The sequence below is a fragment of the Spongiibacter sp. IMCC21906 genome (assembly GCF_001010805.1).
Lineage (GTDB): Bacteria > Pseudomonadota > Gammaproteobacteria > Pseudomonadales > Spongiibacteraceae > Spongiibacter.
Map to the genome: position 1 here is coordinate 2,111,709 of NZ_CP011477.1, position 25,420 is coordinate 2,137,128.

Below are 25,420 nucleotides of genomic sequence, written 5' to 3' on the forward strand. Positions count from 1 at the left end.
TAATAAGGCAGGGCAGTTTAGCCTCAAACAATTGGTCTCACCCCCTTCCATCGCTAGCGTCGGTGCTTTCTTTGTCCTTTTATAAAGGGGCGGTAACAGCTGGCATAGACATTGTCCGCAGTCTTATCTACATTAATAGCAAGGCTGCGGCGGTTTATTTTCTGCAATAACATAACCGCGCCAACCAAAGGCCCCTATTCAATAATAAAGAGAGTTTGCGAATATGCAGCATTATAAAATTGTTGATGTCTTTACCCACCAAGCTTTTAGTGGCGCCCAGATTACGGTATTTCCCGACGCCGGCAGCCTGAACGATGAGCAAATGCAAAGTATCGCGAAGGAAATCAATCACTCTGAATCTGTATTTGTACTGCCTGGTCAGGCTAATGCAACACCGGAGTTAAAGATTTTCTCTCCAACGGGGCCCCGGCCCGCAGGCAGCCATAGTTGTGTGGCGGCAGCCTATGTTTTGGCTGAAGGGGGGCACTTCGAGTTTACAGAGAACAACTGTCATACTCAGTTAACTCACGGTGGCGCCGCATTAGATATCAGTTTGCACAGAGATGGTGAAAAACTGCATACCCAATTGTCTCGTCAGCTACAGCCCCAAATAGACCGTTATGTTCCCGACAATAAAGAACTGCAAGGCATTCTGGGATTGGGTGATCATGATATTGAACAGTTAAAATCCCGTAGCTTGTTTGTGAGTTGTGATACCCCGTATTTGATTGTGCCGTTAAGAAGCATGGACGCGGTGTATCGGGCAAGATTTAATGCCGAGGCTTGGGCGCAGAGCAGTGCCTCATCAATTCCCTTGAGCGAAATCCTGTTGTATTGCCGGGAAGCGGAACACCCCATGGCCGATTTTCATTTGCGCTTATTAGGTCCGCAAATTTCCCCTCAAGAAGATCCCCCGGTTGGCGCATCGGTACCCGCTTTTGCAGCCTTTCTGCGAGAAGTTCAGCAGCTGGGCGAGGGTAGCCATAACTTTTGGGTGGAGCGGGGCAAGCAAAGTGCTAGACAGAGCTTGTTAAAAGTAGAAATGCTATACAAAGCCTCGGCGCCGTTAACCGTTAAGGTAGGCGGTGATGCGGTGTTGGTGGGCGAGGGGAAGCTGTTCGCCATCTAGTAGGCTATGCCGTTATAATCCTCGCGTTTTTTAACCCAATTAACTTTCTGCGAGTGTAGATGGCATCTTCTCAAGTAATATTGTTGTTAGTGTGTTTGGGCGGCTTGGCTTGCGGTGCGGTACTGGCATGGCTAAGTTGCTCGCGCCTGGCACGAAGCAAAGCGCAAGCAGTTCAGCAGCGCCTGGACCAACTTAATGAAGATCAGCTTACTCTCAAGCATAGTCTGCATACGCTTCAGCAAGAACTTGATTCCAGCCGCAGTAGTCAGCAGCAAGCGTTGCGAGATGTGGCGGTGCTTAATGCAAGAGATGAATCCAATGCTGCGCAAATCCAGGAGTTGCGTGAGCAACTGCAACAAGCCCAAGACAAACTAGCTACCGCCAACACCCGCCTTGCCCAACGCGAAACCGAATATCAGCATCTTAAAACCAGCAGCGATGAAAAAATCGCCTTGCTGAATGATGCTAAAAAACAGCTTACCGAGCAGTTTGAGCAGTTGGCCAATCGAATTTTTGACGAGAAAACCCAGCGCTTTCAACGCAGCAACCAAGACAGCCTAGAAACTTCCTTAAAACCCTTTAGAGAGCAGCTTAAAGATTTTCGCAGTCGGGTCGACCATATCTACGACAACGAAAATCGTGAGCGAGGCGAGTTGCGCGAGCAACTAAAAAGTTTGCAAGAAATGAATCGCAGTATTAGTAAAGAGGCACAAAATTTAACCAAAGCCTTAAAAGGGGATAACAAAGCACAGGGTAACTGGGGCGAGGTCATTCTTGAAAAAGTGCTTGAAGAGTCAGGCTTGCGTAAAGGCCATGAGTACGAAACCCAGGCCAGTTTCACCGATGAGTCGGGACGCCGACGCCAGCCCGATGTCATTGTTCGGCTACCCGATGAAAAAGACATTATTATCGATGCCAAAGTGTCCTTGCTTTCCTACGAGCGTTATTGCAGTGCGGAAGATGACAATGAGCGCAATGCCTTTCTAAGAGAACATATTCAATCTGTTCGCCAGCACATTGCCGGCTTGTCCACCAAGGCTTATCAACATATTGAAGGTCTTCGCACACTGGATTTTGTGTTTATTTTTATCCCTGTTGAAGCCGCCTTTATGGCCGCCTTTGAGCACGACCCTGAACTGTTTAGAAATGCCTACGAAAAAAATATTATTGTTGTGGGGCCAACAACATTGTTAGCCACTTTACGTACAGTACAAAGCATCTGGCGTTACGAGCGTCAAAACCGCAATGCCGAAAAAATTGCCAGCGAAGCCGGTGCACTTCACGATCAATTTGCCCTGGTTGTCGAGTCTCTGGAAGACATTGGCAAACATCTGGATCGTGGCCAAACCGCGTATGAGAAAACCATAAAACGCATGACCGATGGTCGAGGCAATCTGGTAGGAAGAGTTGCTCGCCTTGAAGCATTGGGCGCTAAGGTGAAAAAGACCTTGCCCTCTGCGCTGATGGATAGGGCCGATGTTCAACGCGACGATATACAAGAAGATGACAACAGCTAAATAGACACAAGGAGCAGGAGAAACACGTGGCACATCCCAAAATTGGCAATATGGCACCCGCGTTTAGTCTAAAAGATCAAAATGGCGACACGGTCAGTTTGAAGGACTTTAAGGGCAAAAAGAACGTATTACTGTATTTTTACCCCAAGGCAAAAACGCCAGGCTGCACGGTGCAGGCTTTGGGTATTCGGAACAGTCACAAAGACTTCGCCAAGCTCGATACTGTGGTATTGGCCGTCAGTCCTGACCCCGTTGCGAAATTGAAAAAATTTGAAGAGAACCCCCAAAAAGAACAAGCGCCGCTGAATTTCACATTGCTGTCAGATGAGGATCACGCCATTGCTGACAAATATGGTGCCTGGGGACCGAAAAAATTTATGGGCAGGGAGTTTGACGGTATTCTGCGCAGCAGTTTTGTGATTGGCAAAGATGGTCGCCTGAAATACATCATGGATAAAGTCAAAACCAAAACCCATGATCAAGATATTTTAGATGTGATCAAATCATTGGATTTGGATTAATCGCTCAATAGCGATAATTAGCGCGGTTTGTCTTCTGGGCTTCGGTCGCGTTTTGTGCCCAGATCTTCTTGCGGGGTGACAAAATCTTCCTGTACAGCTGCGGCGTCTTGCAGTTCTTGCTGGGCGCCATTATTACTGCGAAACAAGCGATATTGGTCCAAGTCTTTTACCACCAAATCTAAACATAGTTTGAGAACGACCGCGTCGTCTAAAAAACCGGCAACAGGAAGAAAGTCGGGGATAGCATCCAAGGGCGTCAAAATATACAGCAGAGCTGTGGCAATAGAGCCAATAGACCACCAAGGCACTTCTCGGTAATTACCTTTTGCGTAGTCTTGAAGCATATTGAACAGTAATTTTACTTGGTCAATATACGGCGCCAGTGTTGCGGTGCCGAGCACGCGGTCAATAATCCGCTGGCGCTTGCTCAGGGTTTCTTGCAGTTTGCTTTCATCCTTTTTAGCAGCGCCATCGTCTAAAATCTGTTTTGCGCGTTTTCTAGAAAATAACAACATGGTTGTTCTCCCAGTGGATGAATCTTCTCCATTCTACGGACTGCGGCTTGCGGGGTAAATTCACTAGGGCGAAAGGTCTTGGTTAAGAAAAGGCGTAATCGCAGCCTTTTTGCTAAGCTAGCTCCCTTTTTTGACGGTTCAGGAGTAAGGCATGCGGATCATCACCGCCAACACCAATGGCATTCGCGCGGCGGCTCGCAAGGGCTTTTTTGACTGGTTTGCGAAACAAGATGCCGATGTGGTGTGCATTCAAGAGACTAAGGCCCAGCAAGACCAGCTGGAAGATGCCTTGTTTCATCCCGAGGGCTATCAAGTGGTATTTAGTGACGCAGTCAAAAAAGGCTATAGCGGCACGGCTATGTATCTACGTAAACCTTGCGACGCCATTACGACTTCATTGGGTTGGGACCCCGCTGATAGTGAAGGTCGCTATATTCGTGCCGATTATGACAAGTTGAGTGTGATTTCGCTGTATATGCCGTCCGGCAGCAGCAGTGAGGCAGCACAGGCAAAGAAAGATGCTTTTTTAATTAAAATTTATGAGCATTTTGTCGAGTTGAAAAACAGCGGCCGGGAGCTGATTATTTGCGCCGACTGGAATATTTGCCACAAAGAAATTGACTTGAAAAACTGGAAGCCAAATCAAAAGAATTCCGGGTTTTTACCCCACGAGCGAGCCTGGTTGGATAAACTCTATGACGAGGCGGGGTTTGTGGATGCGTTCAGGCAAATTAACAATGAGGCCGTTTATACATGGTGGTCTAACCGTGGCCAAGCTTGGGCTAATAATGTGGGATGGCGATTAGATTATCACGTGGTGACGCCAGGCTTGGTGCCGACGATTAAAGACGCCAGCGTTTACACCGATGAGCGATTTTCTGATCACGCCCCGTTCACCATGGATTACGACTACTCGCTTTGATTCAGGCGCTTGTGTAATATGCAGGCTGATTTTTATTAGGGTTGCCGGTAAGCAATGCATGGCAGCTCAGCGCTAATTATTTATCTCTAGAAGGAAGTCCAATGAGCTTTTTTATCTCCCAAGCCCATGCCCAGGGCACCGCTGGTGCACCACCTGCTGGTGGTGATTTGTTCCAGATTGGTTTTCTGGTACTGATGTTTGCCTTATTTTACTTTATTGCTATTCGTCCTCAGCGCAAGCGTCAAAAAGAACATGCAGCGATGATTTCGGCCCTTGGTAAGGGTGACGAAGTGGTCACCAGCAGCGGCATTCTCGGTAAGATCAACAAACTTGACGATGATTATGTCGTACTGGCCGTTAATGAAAATGTTGAACTGAAATTTCAACGCTCGGCGGTTCATGCGGTGCTGCCTAAAGGTACGCTAAAAGCGATTTAATCAATTCACCCAGCGCCCCATGATTGGGGCGCTTTTGCAATGACGGTTTGTTCTATGGCATCCGACTCTGCACTTCCTGCTGACTACCATCCTCCACGGCTCAAGCTGGCCCAACTGCCGACGCCGCTGCAATTTTTGCCTCGGCTAAGTGAAAAACTTGGCGGACCACGAATATGGGTTAAGCGCGACGACCTGACCGGCAGCGTGTTGTCGGGCAATAAACTCCGCAAGCTGGAATTCACCCTCGCTCAGGCTCAACAAGAAGGTTGCGACACCGTGATTACTTGTGGTGGCTTGCAGTCTAACCACTGTCGGGCAACGGCCTTGTTGTGCGCGCAGCTCGGGTTAACATGTCATTTACTGTTGCGAGGCGATCCGACAGGGGAAGCCGACGGCAATTATCTTTTGGATAAACTTGCCGGTGCGACGATTAATACCTACGTGGCCAAAGATTATCAGGGTGCAATTTCTGATTTGCTACGCCAGTGGCAGCAGCATTATCAAGACTTGGGCCGCAAAGCCTTTATTATTCCCACCGGCGCGTCAGATGGCATTGGCGTTTGGGGATATTTTGAAGCCTGCCGCGAGTTACAGCAGGATTTTGCCGCGGCTAATATCACGCCTCAACATATTATTTGTGCTACAGGTTCTGGTGGCACCCAGGCGGGTTTAACCGCCGGGGCTCAAGCCTTCAACCTCAATGCCCAAGTCTGGGGCGTTAACGTCTGCGATGATGCGGCGTGGTTTATGAATAAGGTCCAAGCGGATTTGCAAGACTGGCAGCAGCGTTACCAATTGCAGTTTGATGTGGCAAACCAGTCGATTAATGTGATTGATGGCTATGTTGGTCCGGGCTATGCATTGGCTACTGCAGAAATTTATCAATGCATAGCCGAGTTGGCGTCACAAGAAGGCATCGTCTTAGACCCGGTTTACACTGGCAAGGCTTTTTACGCCATGCTGCAAGAACACCAACAAGGTCGATTTGGCAGCGATGGCGATATTGTTTTTGTGCATACCGGTGGTGTCTTTGGGCTGTTTCCGCAGCGACAACATTTTGCTTTCTTGGATAATTAAAGAACGGATGAAGGCATTTAAATAAATCACTGAACTCACCCCGGCTGCCCGGATAAGGATTAACCATGGAAACCCTCAGCAACTGGATCGCCGCCGTTAACAGCATTGTCTGGGGACCGTTAATGCTGGTGTTGATATTAGGCACAGGGGCGTGGTTGATGGCCGGGCTGCGCTTAATGCCGCTGCGGGGTATTGCTACGGCGTTCTCACTAATGTGGAAGGGCCGCAAGGGGAATGGCGAAGGGGAAATCAGCCCTTTTCAGGCGCTAGCAACATCGCTGTCAGCCACCATCGGCACCGGCAATATTGCCGGGGTGGCGACGGCCATTGCTCTCGGTGGTCCGGGTGCATTGTTCTGGATGTGGTGCACGGCCTTGGTCGGTATGGCCACCAAATATGCTGAAGCCGTATTGGCCGTTAAGTATCGTGAACAGGCTGACGATGGCAGTTACAGCGGCGGGCCGATGTATTACATCAAAAACGGTCTGGGTAAAAAATGGCAATGGCTGGCGAGTTTGTTTGCTTTTTTTGGTGCTTTTGCCGGTTTTGGTATCGGTAATACGGTGCAATCAAACTCGGTGGCAGATGCCTTGTTCACCACCTTTAATATCCCTTTTTGGCTTACCGGGGCTGTCTTGTTTGTCGCCGTGGCGCTGGTGGTATTAGGTGGGGTTAAACGCATTGCTACGGTAGCGGGCTATCTTGTGCCCATTATGGCGGTCAGTTATCTGGCGGTGGGCTTGTTGGTCGTGGCGATGAACCTGTCAGAGCTGCCCGCCGTCATCGTGTTGGTTTTTGATTCGGCCTTTAACGGCACCGCAGCAGTAGGGGGTTTTGCCGGTGCAGGTATTGCCGCTGCGATTCGTTTTGGTGTTGCCCGAGGGGTGTTTTCTAACGAAGCTGGGCTAGGTAGCGCACCGATTGCCCATGCGGCGGCCCAGACTAATCATCCTGTCAGGCAGGGGATGGTAGCCATGCTGGGCACCTTCATTGACACCTTGTTGGTCTGCTCGGTCACTGGCTTTGTCATATTAATTTCGGGGCAGTGGCAAACCGGCGAGTCTGGAGCGGCGCTATCGGCCAATGCCTTTGAGTCGCTGTTACAGGGTGGCCACTATATTGTCGCGATTGGTTTAGCGGTGTTTGCATTCACCACTATGCTTGGCTGGGCTTATTACAGTGAGCGTTGTGTGGTGTATTTTTACGGTGCCAAAGCGGTGCCCATCTTTCGGGTGGCGTGGGTGCTGGCCATTCCCTTGGGAGCAGTGGCCAAGCTCAGTTTTGTTTGGCTGCTAGCCGATACCTTGAATGCCTTGATGGCGATTCCTAATTTGATTGCACTACTGTTGTTGAGTCCGGTTGTGTTTCAGGTCAGCCGGGGCGCGTTGCAAAAATTAAAGCGGGGAGAGATGCAGGGCGATGCCTGAGATAAATCGCTGTAAAATTAACCGCCTGTTAGTCGTAAATCCGCGCTACCCGGTCCGTAATCCGGGTAAATAACTCGTAGCTGATTGTTCCGCAGTGTTGTCCTACTTCGGCAGCAGATAAGCCTTCTCCCCACAGCGTCACTTCATCGCCTATTGCCGCCTCCGGTATATGGCTCACATCAATTGTGCTTAGATCCATAGATACCCGGCCCGCAATGGGCGCGCGTTTCCCTCTGATTAAAACCGGGGTGCCATCGGGAGCGTGACGAGGGTAGCCATCGGCATAACCCACGGCAAGGGTGGCAATTCTGCTGGGAACCGTTGTCCGCCAGCGGCGGTTGTACCCGACTCCCTCACCGGCGGCCAATTCATGAATATCCAGGATGCGGGTTTTAAATCGCATGACTGGTGCCAACGCGGTATCGGCTAGGTTGCCAGTGGGGTCGTCACCATAGAGCATAATACCGGGGCGCACCCATTGGGCATGGCTGTTTGGGTGGGCAATAATGGCTGCTGAATTGGCCATACTTTTAGGGTGCTCTCCCAAGCTCTTACTGAGGCTTGTGAGCCGGGAAATCTGTTGGGCGGTGACTTCACTGTTGACATCGTCGGCCTCGCTGAAATGGCTCATATGATGGAGACTAGAGACCTGTTCACAATTGGCGAGCAGTTTGTGGGCAGCAATAAAATCCTCCCGGTTCATGCCTAATCGGTTCATGCCTACATTGTGTTTTAACCAGATTACCAGCGGCGCTGGCAGCGACGCTTTGCTAATCAGTGTGGCGCTAGCCAGATTATGTACCACTAAATCTAGCTGCAAGTTGGCGCACTGCTCAAGGAGGGGCAGGTCTACCAAGGTGCCTAACAAGAGTAGCCGTCCGCTAGGGTAGTGTTCGCGTAGGCGTTGGGCTTCATTCAGACGCGCTACTGCAACGCCCTGACAAAAGGGGCGCTGGCATTGCATAAGGGTCTGGGTGACCCAATTTGCACCGTGGCCGTAGCCATTGCCTTTGACCATCGCTAAGATGGCCGCCTCGGGAGCCAAACGTCTTACGGTGGTAATATTGTGGCGAAGTGCCTCGGCAGAAAATTCTACCCATGTGGTGTTATGCATAAACAGCTGCTCAACTTTTTCGGCAATTTTAGCCAGCTTGGCGCATTGATGATAGCGCTGATATTTAGTCCCTTTGCCAGTGCAGAGGGCTGCCCCTATGAGTTTTTTCCTCCTGTAGCAGATACCCAGTTATTAATGCCCGCCGATCGCTTACCCAACTTGCTGCAGTTTGAGTCGAAGACAGAGGATTGTCCTGAGCTCTTGGCTGATTTTGCCCAATTATATTTTTGGGGTATTGCTGGGCTGTCGCCAGATATGCAACGCTCTGCACACTATTTGGTCCAGTTACGAGCCATTGCTCCCGTCCATTCGGTATTGCGACTCTTAGAACCGGCTATGGTGCTGCTGGGTGAAAGCCATCGCTACAGCTTACACGAGGCCTTACGCCGTTATCAGCGAGAAATAAATAGCGGCCAGCCGCTACGCCGGGATAAGGCTTTAGCCGTAATCAATCAACTTGCCGCAGTGGGACAAAGGGTTGATGTCAGTGATCAAAAGCTGTTTTTGGACCCGCAGCATACGACTCCGGCAGCGTTTAACGGCAACCGGGCGGTGGTACTTAATGCCGAAGCAGGTTTATTGTTTGCTTATGGTCACAGTGGTGGGCTGGAATTGCTATGGGCCAAGCCATTGGCTAGCGGTAAAGCTGCATTTAAACATGTGAACGAATATCTCTCTTTTTTTGCCGCCGGTAACGATAGTGGTTTAGATCATCGACGCCAGCAGTGGCGAATGCCTGTTCAGCAATTACACAGCGGTATTATCCGCAGTCGTTTTATGACTCAGCGTGGCCAGCGGGATATTCATTGTACGGCTACCGTCATTGCGTCCCAGTGGCTGCTGACCGCGGCCCATTGTTTGTCGCCGCCGCAAGATGCGGCCAATGGCCAACTGAGCGAATTATTTTTTGAATGGCAGGGAGAAAAACGTGTCGTCAGCGAAATATGGCGGCACCGAAAACACCGCGCCGCTGCTGAAGGCGCAGGGGAGGTGCTAGCGTATAGTGGCTCGGATCTGGCACTGATAAAGCTTCAGGTGGGAGTGAATGTGGCTGAGTTCCCCCAGCTGAATTCGCCTGCAGCCACGCCACTGCAAATAATCAGTTACGGCTACCCCCAGGACAAAACCCCCGGCAGTTTATGGGCGAGTAAGTGTCAGGCAAAACCGTATTTACGCGCAGAAAATGGCTATGGTGATGTTTATCGCCTAAATTGCAGTAACAGTGTTGGTCAGAGCGGTGCTGCGATATTAAACAGTGCCCACCCCCAACAGATTTTCGGTGTGTTATCGGCGCGAGTGCGGCAGGGCACAGACGATTACAATGTGTTTGCCGCGTTTGCCCCCGACCTGGTGAAGGACGTACGGGGACTGGTATTTGGCGCAAAGGACGAGTCCCGCTATTTTGAACGGCTCCAATTTAATGATCGGCATTGGGCCAGAAACGTTCATTAGGGCCTGTTAACACTAAGTGGATTGTCACTGTTGAGGCTAAAAAAGGGCCAATCTCGGCGCGAGGAGAGTGGTTTGGTCATTCCAAATATACGACGAGCAACACAGAGTGGTGCTTTTTTAGCCTCAACCCGTAGGGCTGGGGCCATTTTTGCCCCCAGCGTTGTTGCCAGCCACTTGTTTAGAATGACTAAACGGCGTGTCTGTCGCCTAGCTGGAGGCAAAAATGACCGCCAGCAGTAATAATCCACTTAGTGTTAACAGGCCCTTGTTGCCTGCGTCAGTGCATCTTGTATAGTGACTTTATGGTTAGCAGCAGGCTGTCTTATGCCCAAAGGTTTTGAAAATAAATTAGTGGTCGCGATATCGTCTCGGGCACTGTTCAATCTGGATGAAAGTCATCAGGTCTTTGAAAAATCAGGCCTAGAGGCGTATCAGCAATACCAGATTGATCACGAAGATCAGATCCTGGAACCCGGCGAGGCCTTTGGCATTGTCGAGCGCTTACTCAGTCTTAATCAATATTTGGATGATTCTCGGGTTGAGGTGATTTTGCTGTCCCGCAACTCTGCCGATACCGGCCTGCGGGTCTTTAATTCTATAGAGCATTACGGCCTCAATATCAGTCGGGCCGCCTTCAGTGGTGGCGAAAGCCCGTATCGCTATGTCTCAGCTTTTGGCTGCCATCTGTTTTTATCTACCAATGCCGAGGATGTGTCTCGGGCCTTGGAGCATGGCGTAGCTGCGGCGACGCTGATGCCTCGTGGCAAAAAAAGCGACACCCAAAAAGCTAAAAAAGAACTGCGCTTTGCCTTTGATGGCGATGCCGTACTGTTTTCTGACGAAGCCGAACGGGTCTTTAAAAGCCAGGGCTTAGAAGCCTTTACCGCCAGTGAAGTCGCTGCGGCAAATCGGCCTCTTAGTGGTGGCCCCTTTAAACCTTTTTTGTCGGCCTTGAATAAGCTTCAGTCCGAATTTCCCGCCGATAATCCACCTATCCGCACTGCGCTGGTTACAGCGCGTTCGGCTCCCGCTCATAAGCGGGTGATTAATACCCTGCGAGAATGGAATATTCGTATCGACGAATCACTGTTTTTGGGCGGGTTGGAAAAAGGCGAATTTTTACGGGCCTATGGCGCCGACGTATTTTTTGACGACCAGCCCGGTCACTGTGAAAGTGCCAGCGAACATGTATCCACTGGTCATGTACCCCACGGTATTGCCAATATAAAAAGTGAGTCTGAAGGCTAATCTTTGAGACATCGATAAAACCCCACCGGGGCTTGTTGGGAGCATTGCGTTTATGAAACTGCAACAACTGCGATATATCTGGGAGGTCGCCCATCACGAGATGAACGTCTCGGCTACCGCCCAAAGTCTGTTTACCTCCCAACCCGGTATTAGCAAGCAAATCCGCATGCTGGAAGATGAGCTGGGGGTCGAAATTTTCTCCCGAAATGGCAAGCATTTAACCCATATTACCCCGGCGGGTGAGGCGATATTAAAAACAGCGGGGGAGGTGCTACATAAAACCGAAAGCATCAAACACATCGCCCAAGAGTTTAAAAACCCCAGTAAGGGCAGCTTGTCTATCGCCACCACTCACACCCAGGCCCGCTACGCCTTGCCACCGGTAATTAAAGCCTTTATTGATCGCTATCCCGATGTATCGCTGCATATGCACCAGGGCACGCCCATGCAGATATCCGAATTGGCAGACCAGTTTGGTGTTGACTTTGCCATTGCCACCGAAGCGTTGGAGCTGTTCAGTGATCTGGTGATGATGCCTTGTTACCAGTGGAATCGAACCATTCTGGTGCCGCGAGATCATCCACTCACCGAGAAATCCCCCTTAACCATTGAGGATGTCGCCGCTCATCCCATTGTGACCTACGTGTTTGGTTTTACCGGCCGTTCCAAACTGGATGACGCCTTCAAAAAACGCAACTTAGAGCCAAGGGTCGTCTTTACCGCCACCGATGCCGACGTCATTAAAACCTATGTCCGACTGGGTTTAGGCATTGGTATTGTCGCGCAAATGGCCTATGACCCCAGTACAGACGGTGATTTGGTCGCACTGGATGCCAGCCACTTATTTGAGCCCAGCATTACCAAAGTTGGCTTTCGGCGTGGCACCTATATGCGCAAATATATGTATGACTTTGTCGAGCTATTTGCCCCGCACTTAACAAAAGCTCTTGTCGATAAAGCCTATGAATGCCACAGCAAAGCCGAGCTAGAGGAGCTGTTTTCAGGTATTAAGTTACCGACGTATTAGCAAAGAATAGTGCTTATTTCTCAACGCATATCTGCGGCAAACTCGTTATTCTGCTGATCAGCGCAGTCGTATCGCTAAAAGTGAGCTCAACTCCCCAATTGCTTTCTTAGCGGCAAGCCGGTAGATTGAGCGCCGTTTTTTCATTCTGAGGAGAATACCCGTGGAAATCGCCTGTCTTGACCTGGAAGGTGTGCTAATTCCTGAAATTTGGATTGATTTTGCCGAGCGCACTGGCATTGAGGCCTTGAAGGCAACCACCCGAGATATTCCCGACTACGACGTGTTGATGCAGCAACGTCTGCGATTGCTCCATGAAAATGGCTTGGGCTTACCAGATATTCAGGCAGTGATTGCCGATATGAAGCCAATGGACGGCGCCAAAGAGTTTTTGGACTGGCTGCGGGCGCGTTTTCAGGTGGTGATTCTGTCTGACACTTTTTATGAATTTGCTGCACCGCTGATGGCACAGCTGGGCTGGCCAACACTGTTGTGCCATCGCCTTGAAACCGACAACTTGGGTAAAGTGGTGGACTATAAAATCCGTCAGGTTAATCCCAAACGGCAGGCCGTTTTAGCATTGAAAACCCTGTATTACCGCATTATTGCTGCGGGTGATTCCTATAACGATACGACTATGCTTGCTGAAGCTGACGCCGGAATTTTGTTTAAGGCCCCGGATAACGTTATTAGCGAATTTCCCCAGTTTCCCGCCGTCCACGATTACGAAGCATTGAAGCTGGAGTTTTTAAAGGCTTCTGATCGCAAGCTCAGCCTATAAAACGGATTGCGCTGCAAGCGCGTCTAAAAGGCGGTTGATTTTGGTGTTGGTTTCATCAAATTCTTCCGCCATGTTTGAATCAGCTACAATTCCACCCCCTGCAAAACCTTTAATCTCACCGTTTTCGCACACAAAGCTGCGAATCAGGATATTGCTGTCCATTCTGCCATCGGCCGCTAAGTAAAAAACACTGCCGCAGTACAAGCCTCGCTGATGGGGCTCAAGCTCACGGATGATTTCCATGGCCCGTTTTTTGGGCGCGCCGGTGATGGAGCCGCCGGGAAAGGCGTCGATTAGCGCGGTAAAAGCACTGGCTTCCGGTTTTAATGTGCCGCTGACGGTACTGACTAAGTGATGCACCGTCTCAAAGCTTTGTAGCTCGCAGAGCTTGTCTACTTTAACGCTGCCGGGGCGGCAGTTTTTGCTGAGGTCGTTACGGATAAGGTCGACGATCATGACATTTTCCGCTCGATTTTTTTCGCTTGCGCCCAAGCTTTCAGCTAGTGCTGTGTCCTTTATCGGATCTGGACTTCTGGGCGCGGTCCCTTTAATGGGTTGGCTGAAAATAAGTCCTTGCTTCGCTGCCAGAAAACGTTCGGGTGAGACGCTGAGCACTTGCCCCTGGGGTAAATTGATATAGGCAGAAAAAGGCGCCGCAGCTTGTTTGCGCAATGCCAGGTACGCCGCCCATGGCTGGCCATGATATTTGGCTGAAAAAGCCCGGCTGAGGTTAATTTGGTAGCAGTCGCCAGCGTAGATGTAGTCTTGGGTTTTATTGAAGGCTTGTTGGTATTGCTGGATATCGCTATTGCTGGTGAAGGCGCCTGTCAGTGAGAATTTTGTAAAAACAGAAGGTGGCGTTTGGAGTAATGCGAGAATTTTTTTGATTTTAGCTGGATCGGCCGTGCTTTGGGTGACTAACTCAGTGCGCTTCAGCTGGTGGTCCACCACCACGACCCAATCATAGATGCCAATAAACAGGGGCGGTAACCCGACAGGGTTGCCTGTGGCGGCTTCGTCTAAATGTAACATTTCCCCCACGTCGTAACCCAGATAACCGATGGCACCACCGGAGAAGGGCAGGTCGGGATGCTGGGGCATATCGTTAATGCAGGCCTCGATGTTTGATTGTGTAAAAGCCAACTCTTCGCTGAGTGCTTTTGCCTCGCCTGAAACGCGGATATGAAAATGATTGATCGGCTCGGCACTAAATATGTCGTAACGGCCTTGGTCAGAATATGGCTTTGCGCTATCGAGAAAAACGGCCCCGACCCAGTCATGAAAATGTGAAAATAAATCGCTACTGTCTTTGGTATAGCTCAGTGAATAGCGACGAGGCAAAGTCATGGGTAGTTCCCAGTAAAATGAATGGTCTGGCAAATAAGGCGTTTTGTGGATGTTGGGCGCGGTGGAATTTTAGAGTTTGTCTGAGTGGAAGGCTACCATCGCAGCTCGCTGATATTGCACAAACACAATAGTATCATCGGGTTTTACAAGGCAATGAAGAAAAGCATGATCTATATGTTGGATTATATTTAAATTACATCTTGTTGAATATAAAGAAATATTTCAATTATATATCTAATGCTTTCGCTGTAAAAATCTATCCACCGACGCCATCAAAAAACACGTATCGCTTTTACTTAGATCTGAAGCCAGGGTTGCGGGTTATTGCGCTGGGTTATGGCCGCTGGCTACGGCGCTGGATTATATTTGGCACACATAATTGCCATGCAGGCTAGCTTGCAACCCACTAACAAAGCGCCGATACAGCAACGAACAGCCTGAATGCACCCGATCTGAAACCGCATAGGCGGGGTGCGCGAATATGTTGGTGGAGAAATTTCAGGGCTATAAAGCGATTTATCGGCAATTTTGTTTTAAAATCAGCCCCCTTAATTGAACAGCGGCTTTTTTAGTTCGCTGAGAAAACTCAATTTTTGACTGATGCCCCGATACAAGGGGCACATGGAATGGGCATGTTGTTCAGCCCCCATTCTTGTGAAGTGCGTTAGCTGAGCTGCACAGCCGATAGCGCCTTCACGTATAATTCACGGCCGACAACAGGCCTTAAAGATCACTGAAACGACAGGTAGTAGACGCATGGCGGATTATAAAGCTCCACAATCCTCGGTAGACGAATGGAAAACCCTTGCTAACAAGACGCTGGAAAAATCCGGTAAAAGTCTGGATGACCTGACTTGGCATACCCCAGAAGGCATCGACGTTAAACCTTTGTACACTCAAGAAGATATCGAAAACCTGCCTTATACCAACACCTTGCCCGGTTTGGAGCCGTTTATTCGCGGCCCTCAGCCCACCATGTATGCGGGTCGGCCCTGGACTATTCGCCAGTACGCGGGCTTTTCTACTGCAGAAGAATCCAATGCTTTTTACCGCAAGGCGCTGGCCGCTGGTGGTCAGGGCGTATCCGTTGCCTTTGACCTTGCTACCCACCGTGGTTATGACTCAGACCATCCGCGGGTAACCGGTGATGTGGGTAAAGCGGGCGTGGCTATCGATTCCGTTGAGGATATGAAAATTCTGTTTGACGGCATTCCGTTGGATAAGGTTTCGGTATCCATGACCATGAACGGCGCCGTGTTGCCTGTGTTGGCGGGCTATATCGTTGCTGCAGAAGAGCAGGGCGTTAATCAGGATCAACTGTCTGGCACCATTCAGAACGATATCCTCAAAGAGTTTATGGTTCGTAACACCTATATTTACCCGCCGTTGCCCTCGATGAAAATCATTGGCGATATTATCGCCTTTGCATCGGACAATATGCCCAAGTTCAACACCATCTCTATTTCTGGCTACCATATTCAAGAAGCTGGTGCCGATGCGGCATTGGAGTTGGCGTATACCCTGGCCGACGGTAAGGAATATATCCGCACCGCCACCAATGCGGGCTTGGACATTGATAAATTTGCGGGCCGCCTGTCCTTTTTCTGGGGCATTGGCATGAACTTCTACATGGAAATCGCCAAAATGCGAGCGGCACGCTTGCTATGGGCCGAGATCGTGTCTGAGTTTGAGCCCAAAAATCCCCGTTCAAAAATGCTCCGTACCCACAGCCAAACCTCGGGCTGGTCACTGACCGAACAAGACCCCTACAACAACATCGTTCGTACCACGATCGAAGCGATGGCTGCTGTGTTTGGTGGTACCCAGTCCTTGCACACTAACGCCTTGGACGAAGCCATTGCGCTGCCAACCCAATTTTCTTCACGTATCGCCCGTAACACCCAGTTGGTGATTCAAGAAGAAACGGGCATCACCAAAGTAGCGGATCCCTGGGGCGGCTCTTACATGATGGAATCGCTGACCAAGCAGATTGCCGACCGTGCCCGTGAGCTGATTGCCGAAGTGGAAGAAAAGGGCGGCATGGCCAAAGCCATTGAAACCGGCCTGCCTAAACTGCGCATTGAAGAATCTGCTGCACGCAAACAAGCCCGTATCGACCGGGGCGAAGACGTGATTGTTGGGGTGAACAAATACATCCTCGATGAAGAGCAAGATGTTGAAGTCTTAAACATTGATAACGAAGCGGTGCGTAAATCGCAGGTTGCCGCGTTAGAGCGTATTCGTGCCAATCGCGACGAGAAAGCGGTTGAAGATGCACTGGAAGCAATCTATCAATGTGCTGTAAGTGGCGAAGGTAACTTATTGGATTTAGCCGTAAAAGCGACTCGCGTTCGTGCAACAGTCGGGGAAATTTCCTTTGCGATGGAACGTGAGTTTGGCCGTTTTAATGCCCAGTCTCAAACCGTGTCTGGCGTTTACGGCAGTGCCTTCCAGGACGACGAGAACTGGCAGGGCATTTCTGGCGATATCGACACCTTCGTTGAAAAACACGGTCGCCGTCCTCGCATGCTGGTTTGCAAAATGGGGCAAGATGGTCATGACCGCGGCGCAAAAGTTATCGCCACCGCCTTTGCCGATGTAGGTTTTGATATCGACTTGTCACCGATGTTTTCAACGCCAGAAGAAGTCGCCAAGCAAGCGGTAGAAAACGACGTGCATGTAGTCGGGGTGTCTTCTCAAGCGGCCGGTCACAAAACATTGGTGCCGGCATTGATTGAAGAACTCAAGAAAGCGGGCGCCGACGATATTATCGTTATTGCCGGTGGGGTAATTCCTCGTCCGGATTATGATTTCTTGTATGAAGCCGGTGTCAAAGGCATCTTTGGTCCCGGCACCAAGATTCCCCTCGCAGCTCGTGGCGTATTGGACGCTATCAACGAAGCCTACAAGGGCTAATCTCCTCGCAAATGGCGGCTTCCACTGAAGCCGCCTTCGGCATGGCCAATATGATTGATACCCAAGCATTAAGAGACGGTAACCCCCGTGCTCTTGCCAAGGCCATTACCTTGGTAGAAAGCAAAAACCTGGCGCACCGGGGCCAAGCGCAAGCATTGCTCGAAGAGGTTTTACCTTATTCAGGCAATAGCATTCGCATTGGCATCACCGGAATTCCTGGTGTGGGCAAATCGACCTTTATCGAAGCCTTTGGTCTGTACCTATTGGAGCAGGGTAAACGGGTGGCGGTACTGGCGGTAGACCCGAGTTCGCCCATTGCTGGTGGCTCTATTTTGGGTGACAAAACCCGAATGGAAATGCTGTCCCGCAGCCGCGATGCGTTTATCCGGCCCTCGCCCTCAGAAGGTTCACTGGGCGGCGTCGCCCTTAAAACCCGCGAAACTATGCTGCTCTGCGAGGCGGCAGGCTACGATGTGATTTTGGTTGAAACCGTTGGGGTAGGGCAATCTGAGTACGAAGTGGCCAGCATGGTCGACTTTTTTATGGTGCTGATGCTGCCCAATGCCGGTGATGAATTACAGGGCATCAAGAAAGGCATTATGGAGTTGGCAGATGCGTTGGTGATTAACAAAGCCGACGGTGAAAGCCTGAATTACGCTGAACAAACCCGGCGCCATTATCAAAATGCCCTGCACCTGTTGCGGCACACCAGTTTTTGGACGCCTCAAGTGCTAACCTGCTCGTCATTAAAAAATGAAAATATCGAAGCCGTTTGGGGCATGATCAGTGGCTTTCAAATAGATGCCACCAAAAATGGTTCGCTGCAGGACAAGCGTGCCCGCCAAGCCCGGGAGTGGATGAACAAACTACTCCACGGCATGCTGGATTTAAAACTGAAGGAAAACCCTGAGGTAAAAGCCTTATTGCCAGAGCTGAATCAAAAAGTGATGGAAGGGCAAACAACGCCTTATGTGGCAGCCCAAACCTTAATTAATTTGTTGTTTAAGGCGACCTAGCATGGCCAATACCGCGATGGACGAGTTTATCGCCCAATATCTTCCCAGTGCTCAGTTTATGCAGCTGGAAGTGGATGCCTACAATGGCAAATCCTTGCATTTAAAAGCGCCACTGGGTCCCAATATCAACGACAAGAACACCGCCTTTGGCGGTAGTATTTATTGTGTGTCGGTTATGGCCTGCTGGGGCATGGTGTATATGCGTTGTGTCGACTATGGTCTAGACCCGGATATCGTGATCGCCAAGGCTGAAATAGAGTACTTGAAGCCCGTGACGGGCGACATTCTGGCTAAAAGCCTTGAAGCAGATGAAAACCGCTGGAATGATTTTTTTAGCCGTTACGAGGAGCGCGGCCGGGCCAGAATGGCGCTGAGTTCAGAGGTTCATGTTAACGGCGAGCTGGCGGTTAAATTCTCAGGCAACTACGCCATTATTGGTGAAAAAAGCCGTGACTCGGGTATTAAATAGCGCCGATTCCTTCAATAATCCGCACCGTTTTTAATAATTCTGCGGGTTTGAAAATGGGCGCGGAGCAACGTTTGGCATTGCAAACAAAAGCAGCGCTTCGCTCAAGCACAGGGTATTCCACGTCGTGTCGGGGCAGCTTGCCTTGGTTACGATCCCACCATTCAATACGGCGGTAGCGCGGCACCACTTGCAGGGCTTTGTCATAAAGTGCCTGGGCACGGGAGTCTGTTTTTGAGCCAACAATGGTCAAATGTAATGGCTCAGTGGCCAGCTCTTGGTCGGCGAGTAAAATACCCGGTTCGGTAAACTGCGCGTCTACTATTGCTGGTTGGACCAGATAACGGAGTGCCTGCTCAGCTAATTTTCGGTCTTGGCTTCGCCCACCAACCTGAAACAATCGATTAGCGGTTCTGGCCAGCTGAATATTTTCCGCCAGATCAACATGGAGCTTTAACGGTGACTCACTCGCTTGGCTCATCGCAGCAACACCGGCTTCAAGCTTAGCTACCAGTTTAACGTCTATTGCATCGGCGACATTTTGGGCCCGACGTAACCAGACCGGGGCAGTACTGATTTCATAAAGATCCAAAAACGCTTCTATTACCGCCACGTTATCGCTGAGAAATAGCGTTGGTTCCGTTTCTTGTTGATGGAAGAAACTGCCGTTTTTGTGCTGCCTGTTGCTGAGCAACCACTGCGACGTTTTCAAGGCTTGATCCCGATAAGCGGCGCTGCCGGTAGCCCGATATAGCCACGCTAACGCTGACACCATGCTGGCATTGCTATTGGTGTAGCGCTTTTTGTCTATTCGGGGAATACCCAGCTTTCTTCGGGCGTTATTTTGTAGCGCAAAATACGCCGTTGCTTTCTTACCTTGAATTAAGTCGGCATCCTGACTGTTGAAATATCCAGCGTTGTCGTCTTTCAAAAACCGGTTGACGTAGTGAAGGGTATTTTTTGCGGCGCGGAGGTACTGTTCATTCTGGCTTGCCATATAGGCTTGGGTATAGAGCCGAATATAGCGAGTTTGGCTGCGCATAATTTTTTCAAAATGCGGATGCTGCCAATCACCATGGGTGGAGTACTGATAGAAGCCATACCACACAGGGTCTTGCAGGTTTAGCGCGCCTTGTAACGTGCGGTTGAGCCTCTGCCATTCGGCTTTGTCACCGTTGTAGCCTTGGTTGAGGGCGTATTCAACACTGCCATCATCAAGAAACTTCATCGGAATTTTTAAACCACCATGAACCGGATCGGCGGCGGCTTTGTGTTTGGCGATGAGTACTTTGCGATCTTGCTCACGCAGTTTTCCATGTACCTTGTCGCTATTTTCGATATGAACTTGGCGCTCGGGACTGGGATCACGAACAATCGCCGCGAGCAATGCTGTCATATTATCGGGGGAAATGTAGCCAGCTCGTTTGACGATCTCCTCACCATCGGCATTGAAGACAATGGTTGCGGGCCAACCCCAAGCACGAAATCGCGCAGCAAGGCCGGGATTGGCATCGTGGTCGACTTTTACAGGAATATAATGCGCTGCAATCGCGGCGGCAATTTTGGGATCAGAGTAAGTGCGTTGGTCCATGACATGGCACCAATGGCACCACACTGCCTCAAGGTTCAGCAGAATAAATTTGCCATCTCGCTTAGCTTGCGTAAATAAATCTGAGTGCCATGGTTGCCAAGGGATTAAATTTTCCGTGCTTTTATCACTGGCTTTAAGGCTGAGGGGTAGATACAGCAGCAATAGCAGTACGGCAAGATGTAAAAGGCTGGGATTTGATTTCATAGCCAGTATACGCAAAGTAGCTTGCTACCGATGATGGGGCAAAAGCACAGGCAAACAAACTTTAGCGCAATTCGTTCTTGCTATGCCTGCCCGGCGGCAGTGGCCCCGTCGAGCTAAGCGCTTTTATAGCTGAACAGCTGGCTCGGAATCTTTATATAAAAACTTCTCTAAAGAGGTCTTTTCTCGCATGCCATCCCGATAGCCTAAATCAATCAGTTTGCCGCAGTATTCCGGGGTAAAGAGCAAATAACTGGCAATGCTGGTGCCACCGCCGCTGCTACCGGTGCGGCTGAGAAAAATCCGCAGGCTTCTTGGCAATTCTTTAATGTGGTCGTCGGCGATGCGATCTATATCCTCGCTGGGACTGACTACCAAGCATTGAATAGGGATTAACTCCCGACCCATCAGTTCTATAGCATCCTCGGGCACCAAGCGCAGTAGTTCATTAATACGTTCAAGCCGTTCGATATCCGTTTCAATACTGTCGATAAAGGCGCTGTTTAATAGCTGTCCTAAAATCTGTCCAAAGGCAGGGGAGTGCACGGGTTTTGGTGGATGGTGATATTCTTTGCGATGGCCATTAGCAGGGATAACCAGCACTCGGTGTGCCCCTAAATGAATCGCGGGGCTAATTGGTGTGAGTTGGCGCAGGGCGCCGTCACCATAATAATATCGTCCCACTTTGGTGGGCGGGAAAATGGTCGGGATGGCGCTGGACGCCATGAGGTGTTGCAACTGAATCGGGGTGGCCAAACCCTGTCGGCGCCAGCGCTGCCAACCTGCATGCTGGGGGCCGCCTTGGAAAAAGGTCTCTGACATCCCCAAGGTGTAATTCATCGCTGTTAAACATAGCGCATCAAGATGGCCCTGCTGAATATTGCGGCCTATTTTATCGAAGTCGATATTGGCTTTAAGCAAGTCGCGCAAGGGCGAATTTTCTAGCAAGGCCACCGGGCGGCCCACGGCGATACCGGCGTTAAATAACGACATGGTCAGCCGGATCACATTACGGATAACACCCAGCACATCTGCTCGATAAATTTTGTCCGTGCTGAGGTTAGCCCAAAGTGTTTCAAGCTTATTGGCAGTACCAACAAAGTCATCCGCCCCGGCGGCCATAGAGACTGCATTAATAGCGCCGGCTGAGGTGCCCGCCATAATCTGAAAGGGATTGCCTTGCCGATCGCCATGTATCTCCGCTAATGCTTTTAACACCCCCACTTGGTAAGCGGCGCGGGCACCGCCACCGGGCAGCACCATGGCAGTATTGGAGCGTAGCGCGGTATCTGCCATGGCTTCGCGGGGGGAGCTAAGAGTGTGTTCTGACCGCTTCATTGTCGCGCTATCCTTAACGGCCTTTGCCACGCAGGCCGGTGTCGAACAAGATGCGGGTGGCGATTTCTTCGACGGAAGCATGGGTTGTATCTAAAAAGGGGATACCAAACCGACGGAACATAGCCTCGGCCTGACGCACTTCATCTTCGCAACGGGTTTGTGACGAATAGGGGCTATCTGGGCGCCGTTCTGAACGGATTGCGGTCAGCCGGCGGGGGTCGATGGTCAAGCCAAACAATCGATCCCGATGGGCCGCCAGGGCTTTAGGCAAGCGGTTATCGTCTAAGTCTTCTTCCGTTAGCGGATAGTTGGCGACAAATATTCCCGACTGAAGCGCTAAGTAAAGACAGGTTGGGGTTTTGCCACTGCGAGAAACGCCAATCAGGATGACTTGCGCCTGGTCGTAGCGGTTGATACGGGCACCATCATCATTATCGAGCGCAAAATTAACGGCATCGATTCGATTTTTATAATTGGCATCCCGGTCGGCATTTTTCAGGCGGCCCACGGTGCTTGAGGGTTTTTCGCCCAAGGCGGTTTCTAGCTGCCGCACAAACGGCCCCAACACATCAACAATAATGCCTTTGCTGGTGGCGATGACTTCACGGATATTTTCATTTACGAGGGTGTCGAAAATGATCGGCGTGACGCCACGCTCTTCCGCAGCGCGATTGATTCGCTGCACCGCTGCGTGGGCTTTGTCAGTGCTATCGACGTAGGGCACGATAATATGTTCAAAGCTCAGCGTCTCAAATTGCGCCAAAATACTTTTGCCCAAAGTCTCTGCGGTGATACCGGTACTGTCTGAAATAAAAAATGCTGGGCGGATCATGTAGTTTTTTTACCCAATGTCATGTGAATCTCGACGGGAATTTTCAAAATTCCTCGCATACTATAACGCTGCAGAGCACTTATAACTGCAAATCACCCGCTTTGTAAAATAGGAGAAACATCGTGTCTGAGTATGTGATCTGGTTTCAAGACCTAGGTATGAAAGATGTCGACCGGGTAGGTGGCAAAAATGCATCCCTGGGTGAAATGATCAGTCAGTTAGCAAAAGCCGGTGTTTCGGTGCCCGGTGGCTTTGCGACCACCTCAGATGCCTTCCGCGATTTTTTGGAGCAAAGCGGATTAAAAGAGCGAATTGCCAACCGGCTGGAAGATTTAGATATCGACGATGTGAAAACCCTTGCCGAAACGGGCAAAGAAATCCGCCAGTGGATTATCGACACCCCTTTTCCTGAAGCTCTTAACGACGCTATTAAAACCGCTTTTGAAGAAATGGCTGGCGACACCGTAGCGGTGCGTTCTTCGGCCACCGCCGAAGACCTGCCCGATGCCTCTTTTGCCGGGCAGCAGGAAACCTTCTTGAATATTCGTGGCCTCGATAATGTCATGGTGGCGATCAAAGAAGTGTTTGCCTCTTTGTATAATGATCGCGCTATTGCCTACCGGGTTCACAAAGGCTTTGAGCACGCCGATGTCGCCCTGTCTGCCGGTATTCAGCGGATGGTGCGCTCTGAAATTGGCGCGGCAGGTGTGATGTTCTCGATGGATACCGAGTCGGGCTTTGACGGTGTGGTATTTATTACCTCCTCTTACGGTTTGGGTGAAACCGTGGTCCAGGGCGCGGTAAATCCCGACGAATTCTACGTCCACAAAGCGACATTAGAAAAAAATCGCCCGGCGGTATTACGCCGCAATCTGGGCAGCAAAATGATCAAAATGATTTACGGCAGTGAGGCCAGCGCGGGCAAATCAGTGGAAACGGTTGACGTGCCTGAAGCTGATCGGGATCGCTTTAGCATTAACGACGCCGAGGTGATGTCGTTGGCAAAACAGGCCGTCATTATCGAAAAACATTACGGTCGCCCGATGGATATTGAGTGGGCTAAAGACGGTGACGACGGTGAGCTTTACATTGTTCAGGCTAGGCCCGAAACCGTGAAAAGCAATGAGTCTGCCACGCTGATGGAGCGTTACCTGCTTAAAGAAAAGGGCAATGTGCTCAGCGAAGGTCGCTCCATTGGTCAACGTATTGGCGCGGGCCCAGTTCGAGTTATCGACAGTATTGCCGACATGGACCAGGTGCAGAAGGGTGATGTGCTAGTCACCGATATGACCGACCCGGATTGGGAGCCGGTGATGAAGCGGGCTTCTGCCATCGTGACCAACCGGGGCGGGCGTACTTGCCACGCCGCGATTATTGCCCGGGAGCTGGGCATTCCTGCGGTAGTAGGGTGTGGCGATGCCACAGAAACCCTAAAAACCGGCCAAGAAGTGACAGTATCCTGTGCCGAAGGGGATACCGGCATGGTCTATGAGGGCATACTGGATTTCGATATTAGCAGAAACAAACTCGAAACCATGCCGGAGTTGCCCTTTAAGGTGATGATGAATGTCGGCAATCCAGACCGCGCTTTTGACTTTCAATCCTACCCCAACGCCGGTGTGGGTCTGGCGCGCTTGGAATTCATTATTAACAGAATGATTGGCGTGCATCCCAAAGCGCTGATGGAGTACAACGATCTGCCCCGCGACGTGCAGCAGGCAGTAAAGCGCCGCATTGCTGGCTATGGCGACCCGGTGGAGTTCTATGTTGAAAAGTTGGTGGAAGGCATCTCTAGCATCGCCAGTGCCTTTTATCCCAAGCCGGTCATCGTGCGGATGTCAGATTTTAAATCCAACGAGTATGCCCATCTGATCGGCGGCAGCTTGTACGAGCCCTCTGAAGAAAACCCCATGCTGGGTTTTCGGGGTGCCTCTCGCTACATTTCTGACTCCTTCCGGGAGTGCTTTGAACTTGAATGCCGGGCACTGAAAAAAGTTCGGGAAGAAATGGACCTCAGCAACGTCGAAATCATGGTGCCCTTTGTGCGCACGGTGGGCGAAGCCCGGCAGGTGATTGAACTCTTGGAAGCGAATGGTCTCAAGCGCGGCGAGAATGGTCTGAGAGTCATCATGATGTGTGAGCTGCCCGCCAATGCCTTGTTGGCAGATCAGTTTCTGGAATACTTCGATGGTTTTTCTATCGGTTCCAATGACCTGACGCAGCTGACGCTGGGGCTGGATCGGGACTCTGGCTTGATTGCGCATTTATTTGATGAGCGCAACGATGCGATAAAAGTGCTGTTAAAAAGCGCGATTCAAGCCTGTAAAGCCCAGGGGAAATACGTCGGCATTTGTGGTCAAGGGCCGTCTGATCACCCTGATTTTGCCCAGTGGTTGATGGAGCAGGGGATTGATAGTGTTTCTCTGAACCCAGACTCGGTGCTGGATACGTGGCTGTTTTTGTCTGAAAAATTAAAACAAGCTTAAACCCGAGCAGCGATTAAAATGATAAAAGAGGGCAGCTGAAGCATCAGTCGCCCTCTTTTTATG

21 protein-coding genes are annotated in these 25,420 nt (G+C 50.5%); 15 read left to right on the forward strand and 6 right to left on the reverse strand.

Annotated elements, in window-relative coordinates:
• The first annotated feature begins 223 nt into the window (after nt 1–223).
• The 3 genes from IMCC21906_RS09700 to bcp are packed head-to-tail and all read left to right on the forward strand — an operon-like array spanning nt 224 to nt 3,167.
• Entirely contained in the window at nt 224–1,129 is a 906-nt protein-coding gene (locus IMCC21906_RS09700) for a PhzF family phenazine biosynthesis protein (protein ID WP_047012002.1), read from the forward strand.
• Between the two features lie 59 nt (nt 1,130–1,188).
• On the forward strand, nt 1,189–2,646 hold the full coding sequence (gene rmuC / locus IMCC21906_RS09705) for a DNA recombination protein RmuC (protein WP_047012003.1): 1,458 nt from the start codon (nt 1,189–1,191) through the stop codon (nt 2,644–2,646).
• A gap of 26 nt (nt 2,647–2,672) precedes the next feature.
• Nucleotides 2,673–3,167, forward strand: a complete 495-nt coding sequence (bcp, locus tag IMCC21906_RS09710) for a thioredoxin-dependent thiol peroxidase (protein WP_047012004.1) — start codon at nt 2,673–2,675, stop codon at nt 3,165–3,167.
• A gap of 17 nt (nt 3,168–3,184) precedes the next feature.
• Here the strand turns inward: bcp and IMCC21906_RS09715 are convergent, their stop codons facing one another.
• Complete coding sequence (locus IMCC21906_RS09715) at nt 3,185–3,682, reverse strand: YkvA family protein (RefSeq protein WP_052763478.1); 498 nt, start codon at nt 3,680–3,682, stop codon at nt 3,185–3,187.
• Nucleotides 3,683–3,833: 151 nt separating this feature from the next.
• On the opposite strand from IMCC21906_RS09715, the gene IMCC21906_RS09720 reads away from it, so the two are divergent.
• The 4 genes from IMCC21906_RS09720 to IMCC21906_RS09735 all read left to right on the forward strand — a co-directional run bounded on the left by IMCC21906_RS09720 (nt 3,834) and on the right by IMCC21906_RS09735 (nt 7,545).
• The gene (locus tag IMCC21906_RS09720) at nt 3,834–4,604 is read left to right on the forward strand and encodes an exodeoxyribonuclease III (RefSeq protein ID WP_047012005.1); all 771 of its coding nucleotides are present in this window, start codon (nt 3,834–3,836) and stop codon (nt 4,602–4,604) included.
• Between the two features lie 101 nt (nt 4,605–4,705).
• On the forward strand, nt 4,706–5,041 hold the full coding sequence (gene yajC, locus IMCC21906_RS09725) for a preprotein translocase subunit YajC (RefSeq protein WP_047012006.1): 336 nt from the start codon (nt 4,706–4,708) through the stop codon (nt 5,039–5,041).
• 39 nt (nt 5,042–5,080) lie between these two features.
• A complete protein-coding gene (locus IMCC21906_RS09730) occupies nt 5,081–6,118 on the forward strand; it encodes a 1-aminocyclopropane-1-carboxylate deaminase/D-cysteine desulfhydrase (protein ID WP_231580247.1) in 1,038 nt (345 codons plus the stop codon).
• Between the two features lie 65 nt (nt 6,119–6,183).
• A complete protein-coding gene (locus tag IMCC21906_RS09735) occupies nt 6,184–7,545 on the forward strand; it encodes a sodium:alanine symporter family protein (protein ID WP_047012007.1) in 1,362 nt (453 codons plus the stop codon).
• A 28-nt stretch (nt 7,546–7,573) separates the two neighbouring features.
• Here IMCC21906_RS09735 and alr read toward each other — a convergent pair whose 3' ends face one another.
• Entirely contained in the window at nt 7,574–8,659 is a 1,086-nt protein-coding gene (gene alr, locus IMCC21906_RS09740) for an alanine racemase (protein WP_047012008.1), read from the reverse strand.
• On the opposite strand from alr, the gene IMCC21906_RS09745 reads away from it, so the two are divergent.
• The 4 genes from IMCC21906_RS09745 (at nt 8,654) to thrH (ending at nt 13,164) form a co-directional block, all read left to right on the forward strand.
• Entirely contained in the window at nt 8,654–10,111 is a 1,458-nt protein-coding gene (locus tag IMCC21906_RS09745) for a serine protease (protein WP_047012009.1), read from the forward strand. The genes alr and IMCC21906_RS09745 overlap by 6 nt on opposite strands.
• Nucleotides 10,112–10,435: 324 nt before the next feature.
• Entirely contained in the window at nt 10,436–11,359 is a 924-nt protein-coding gene (locus IMCC21906_RS09750) for a 5'-nucleotidase (protein WP_047012010.1), read from the forward strand.
• Nucleotides 11,360–11,411: 52 nt separating this feature from the next.
• Entirely contained in the window at nt 11,412–12,386 is a 975-nt protein-coding gene (gene cysB, locus IMCC21906_RS09755) for an HTH-type transcriptional regulator CysB (RefSeq protein ID WP_047012011.1), read from the forward strand.
• 160 nt (nt 12,387–12,546) lie between these two features.
• The gene (gene thrH, locus IMCC21906_RS09760; protein ID WP_047012012.1) at nt 12,547–13,164 is read left to right on the forward strand and encodes a bifunctional phosphoserine phosphatase/homoserine phosphotransferase ThrH; all 618 of its coding nucleotides are present in this window, start codon (nt 12,547–12,549) and stop codon (nt 13,162–13,164) included.
• On the opposite strand, the gene pabB is transcribed toward thrH, so the two are convergent.
• Entirely contained in the window at nt 13,159–14,511 is a 1,353-nt protein-coding gene (gene pabB / locus IMCC21906_RS09765; RefSeq protein ID WP_047012013.1) for an aminodeoxychorismate synthase component I, read from the reverse strand. The two genes, thrH and pabB, sit on opposite strands and share 6 nt — an antisense overlap.
• 756 nt (nt 14,512–15,267) lie before the next feature.
• On the opposite strand from pabB, the gene scpA reads away from it, so the two are divergent.
• The 3 genes from scpA to IMCC21906_RS09780 are packed head-to-tail and all read left to right on the forward strand — an operon-like array spanning nt 15,268 to nt 18,912.
• On the forward strand, nt 15,268–17,427 hold the full coding sequence (scpA, locus tag IMCC21906_RS09770; protein WP_047012014.1) for a methylmalonyl-CoA mutase: 2,160 nt from the start codon (nt 15,268–15,270) through the stop codon (nt 17,425–17,427).
• A gap of 11 nt (nt 17,428–17,438) precedes the next feature.
• Complete coding sequence (meaB, locus tag IMCC21906_RS09775) at nt 17,439–18,443, forward strand: methylmalonyl Co-A mutase-associated GTPase MeaB (protein ID WP_231580248.1); 1,005 nt, start codon at nt 17,439–17,441, stop codon at nt 18,441–18,443.
• A gap of 1 nt (nt 18,444) precedes the next feature.
• Nucleotides 18,445–18,912 (forward strand): YiiD C-terminal domain-containing protein, encoded by a 468-nt coding sequence (locus IMCC21906_RS09780; RefSeq protein WP_047012015.1) that lies wholly within the window; start codon nt 18,445–18,447, stop codon nt 18,910–18,912.
• Here the strand turns inward: IMCC21906_RS09780 and IMCC21906_RS09785 are convergent.
• The 3 genes from IMCC21906_RS09785 to IMCC21906_RS09795 all read right to left on the reverse strand — a co-directional run bounded on the left by IMCC21906_RS09785 (nt 18,905) and on the right by IMCC21906_RS09795 (nt 22,871).
• Entirely contained in the window at nt 18,905–20,704 is a 1,800-nt protein-coding gene (locus IMCC21906_RS09785) for a thioredoxin domain-containing protein (protein ID WP_047012016.1), read from the reverse strand. The two genes, IMCC21906_RS09780 and IMCC21906_RS09785, sit on opposite strands and share 8 nt — an antisense overlap.
• Before the next feature lie 123 nt (nt 20,705–20,827).
• Entirely contained in the window at nt 20,828–22,039 is a 1,212-nt protein-coding gene (locus tag IMCC21906_RS09790; RefSeq protein WP_231580249.1) for a patatin-like phospholipase family protein, read from the reverse strand.
• A 13-nt stretch (nt 22,040–22,052) separates the two neighbouring features.
• Nucleotides 22,053–22,871: a pyruvate, water dikinase regulatory protein gene (locus tag IMCC21906_RS09795; RefSeq protein ID WP_047012017.1), complete on the reverse strand. Its 819-nt coding sequence runs from the start codon at nt 22,869–22,871 to the stop codon at nt 22,053–22,055.
• A 122-nt stretch (nt 22,872–22,993) separates the two neighbouring features.
• Here IMCC21906_RS09795 and ppsA point away from each other — a divergent pair, with 122 nt between their 5' ends.
• Nucleotides 22,994–25,357 carry a phosphoenolpyruvate synthase gene (ppsA, locus tag IMCC21906_RS09800; protein ID WP_047012018.1) on the forward strand — a complete coding sequence of 788 codons (2,364 nt, stop codon included), beginning with the start codon at nt 22,994–22,996 and terminating at the stop codon, nt 25,355–25,357.
• Nucleotides 25,358–25,420 lie beyond the last annotated feature (63 nt).

Bases quoted from the DNA above. Each gene is read 5' to 3' on its own strand.
- IMCC21906_RS09700 (WP_047012002.1), top strand. From the start codon at position 224: ATGCAGCATTATAAAATTGTTGATGTCTTTACCCACCAAGCTTTTAGT.
- rmuC (WP_047012003.1), top strand. From the start codon at position 1,189: ATGGCATCTTCTCAAGTAATATTGTTGTTAGTGTGTTTGGGCGGCTTG.
- IMCC21906_RS09715 (WP_052763478.1), bottom strand. From the start codon at position 3,682: ATGTTGTTATTTTCTAGAAAACGCGCAAAACAGATTTTAGACGATGGC.
- IMCC21906_RS09720 (WP_047012005.1), top strand. From the start codon at position 3,834: ATGCGGATCATCACCGCCAACACCAATGGCATTCGCGCGGCGGCTCGC.
- yajC (WP_047012006.1), top strand. From the start codon at position 4,706: ATGAGCTTTTTTATCTCCCAAGCCCATGCCCAGGGCACCGCTGGTGCA.
- IMCC21906_RS09730 (WP_231580247.1), top strand. From the start codon at position 5,081: ATGACGGTTTGTTCTATGGCATCCGACTCTGCACTTCCTGCTGACTAC.
- IMCC21906_RS09735 (WP_047012007.1), top strand. From the start codon at position 6,184: ATGGAAACCCTCAGCAACTGGATCGCCGCCGTTAACAGCATTGTCTGG.
- IMCC21906_RS09745 (WP_047012009.1), top strand. From the start codon at position 8,654: ATGCATAAACAGCTGCTCAACTTTTTCGGCAATTTTAGCCAGCTTGGC.
- alr (WP_047012008.1), bottom strand. From the start codon at position 8,659: ATGCATAACACCACATGGGTAGAATTTTCTGCCGAGGCACTTCGCCAC.
- IMCC21906_RS09750 (WP_047012010.1), top strand. From the start codon at position 10,436: ATGCCCAAAGGTTTTGAAAATAAATTAGTGGTCGCGATATCGTCTCGG.
- cysB (WP_047012011.1), top strand. From the start codon at position 11,412: ATGAAACTGCAACAACTGCGATATATCTGGGAGGTCGCCCATCACGAG.
- pabB (WP_047012013.1), bottom strand. From the start codon at position 14,511: ATGACTTTGCCTCGTCGCTATTCACTGAGCTATACCAAAGACAGTAGC.
- scpA (WP_047012014.1), top strand. From the start codon at position 15,268: ATGGCGGATTATAAAGCTCCACAATCCTCGGTAGACGAATGGAAAACC.
- meaB (WP_231580248.1), top strand. From the start codon at position 17,439: ATGGCGGCTTCCACTGAAGCCGCCTTCGGCATGGCCAATATGATTGAT.
- IMCC21906_RS09780 (WP_047012015.1), top strand. From the start codon at position 18,445: ATGGCCAATACCGCGATGGACGAGTTTATCGCCCAATATCTTCCCAGT.
- IMCC21906_RS09785 (WP_047012016.1), bottom strand. From the start codon at position 20,704: ATGAAATCAAATCCCAGCCTTTTACATCTTGCCGTACTGCTATTGCTG.
- IMCC21906_RS09790 (WP_231580249.1), bottom strand. From the start codon at position 22,039: ATGAAGCGGTCAGAACACACTCTTAGCTCCCCCCGCGAAGCCATGGCA.
- IMCC21906_RS09795 (WP_047012017.1), bottom strand. From the start codon at position 22,871: ATGATCCGCCCAGCATTTTTTATTTCAGACAGTACCGGTATCACCGCA.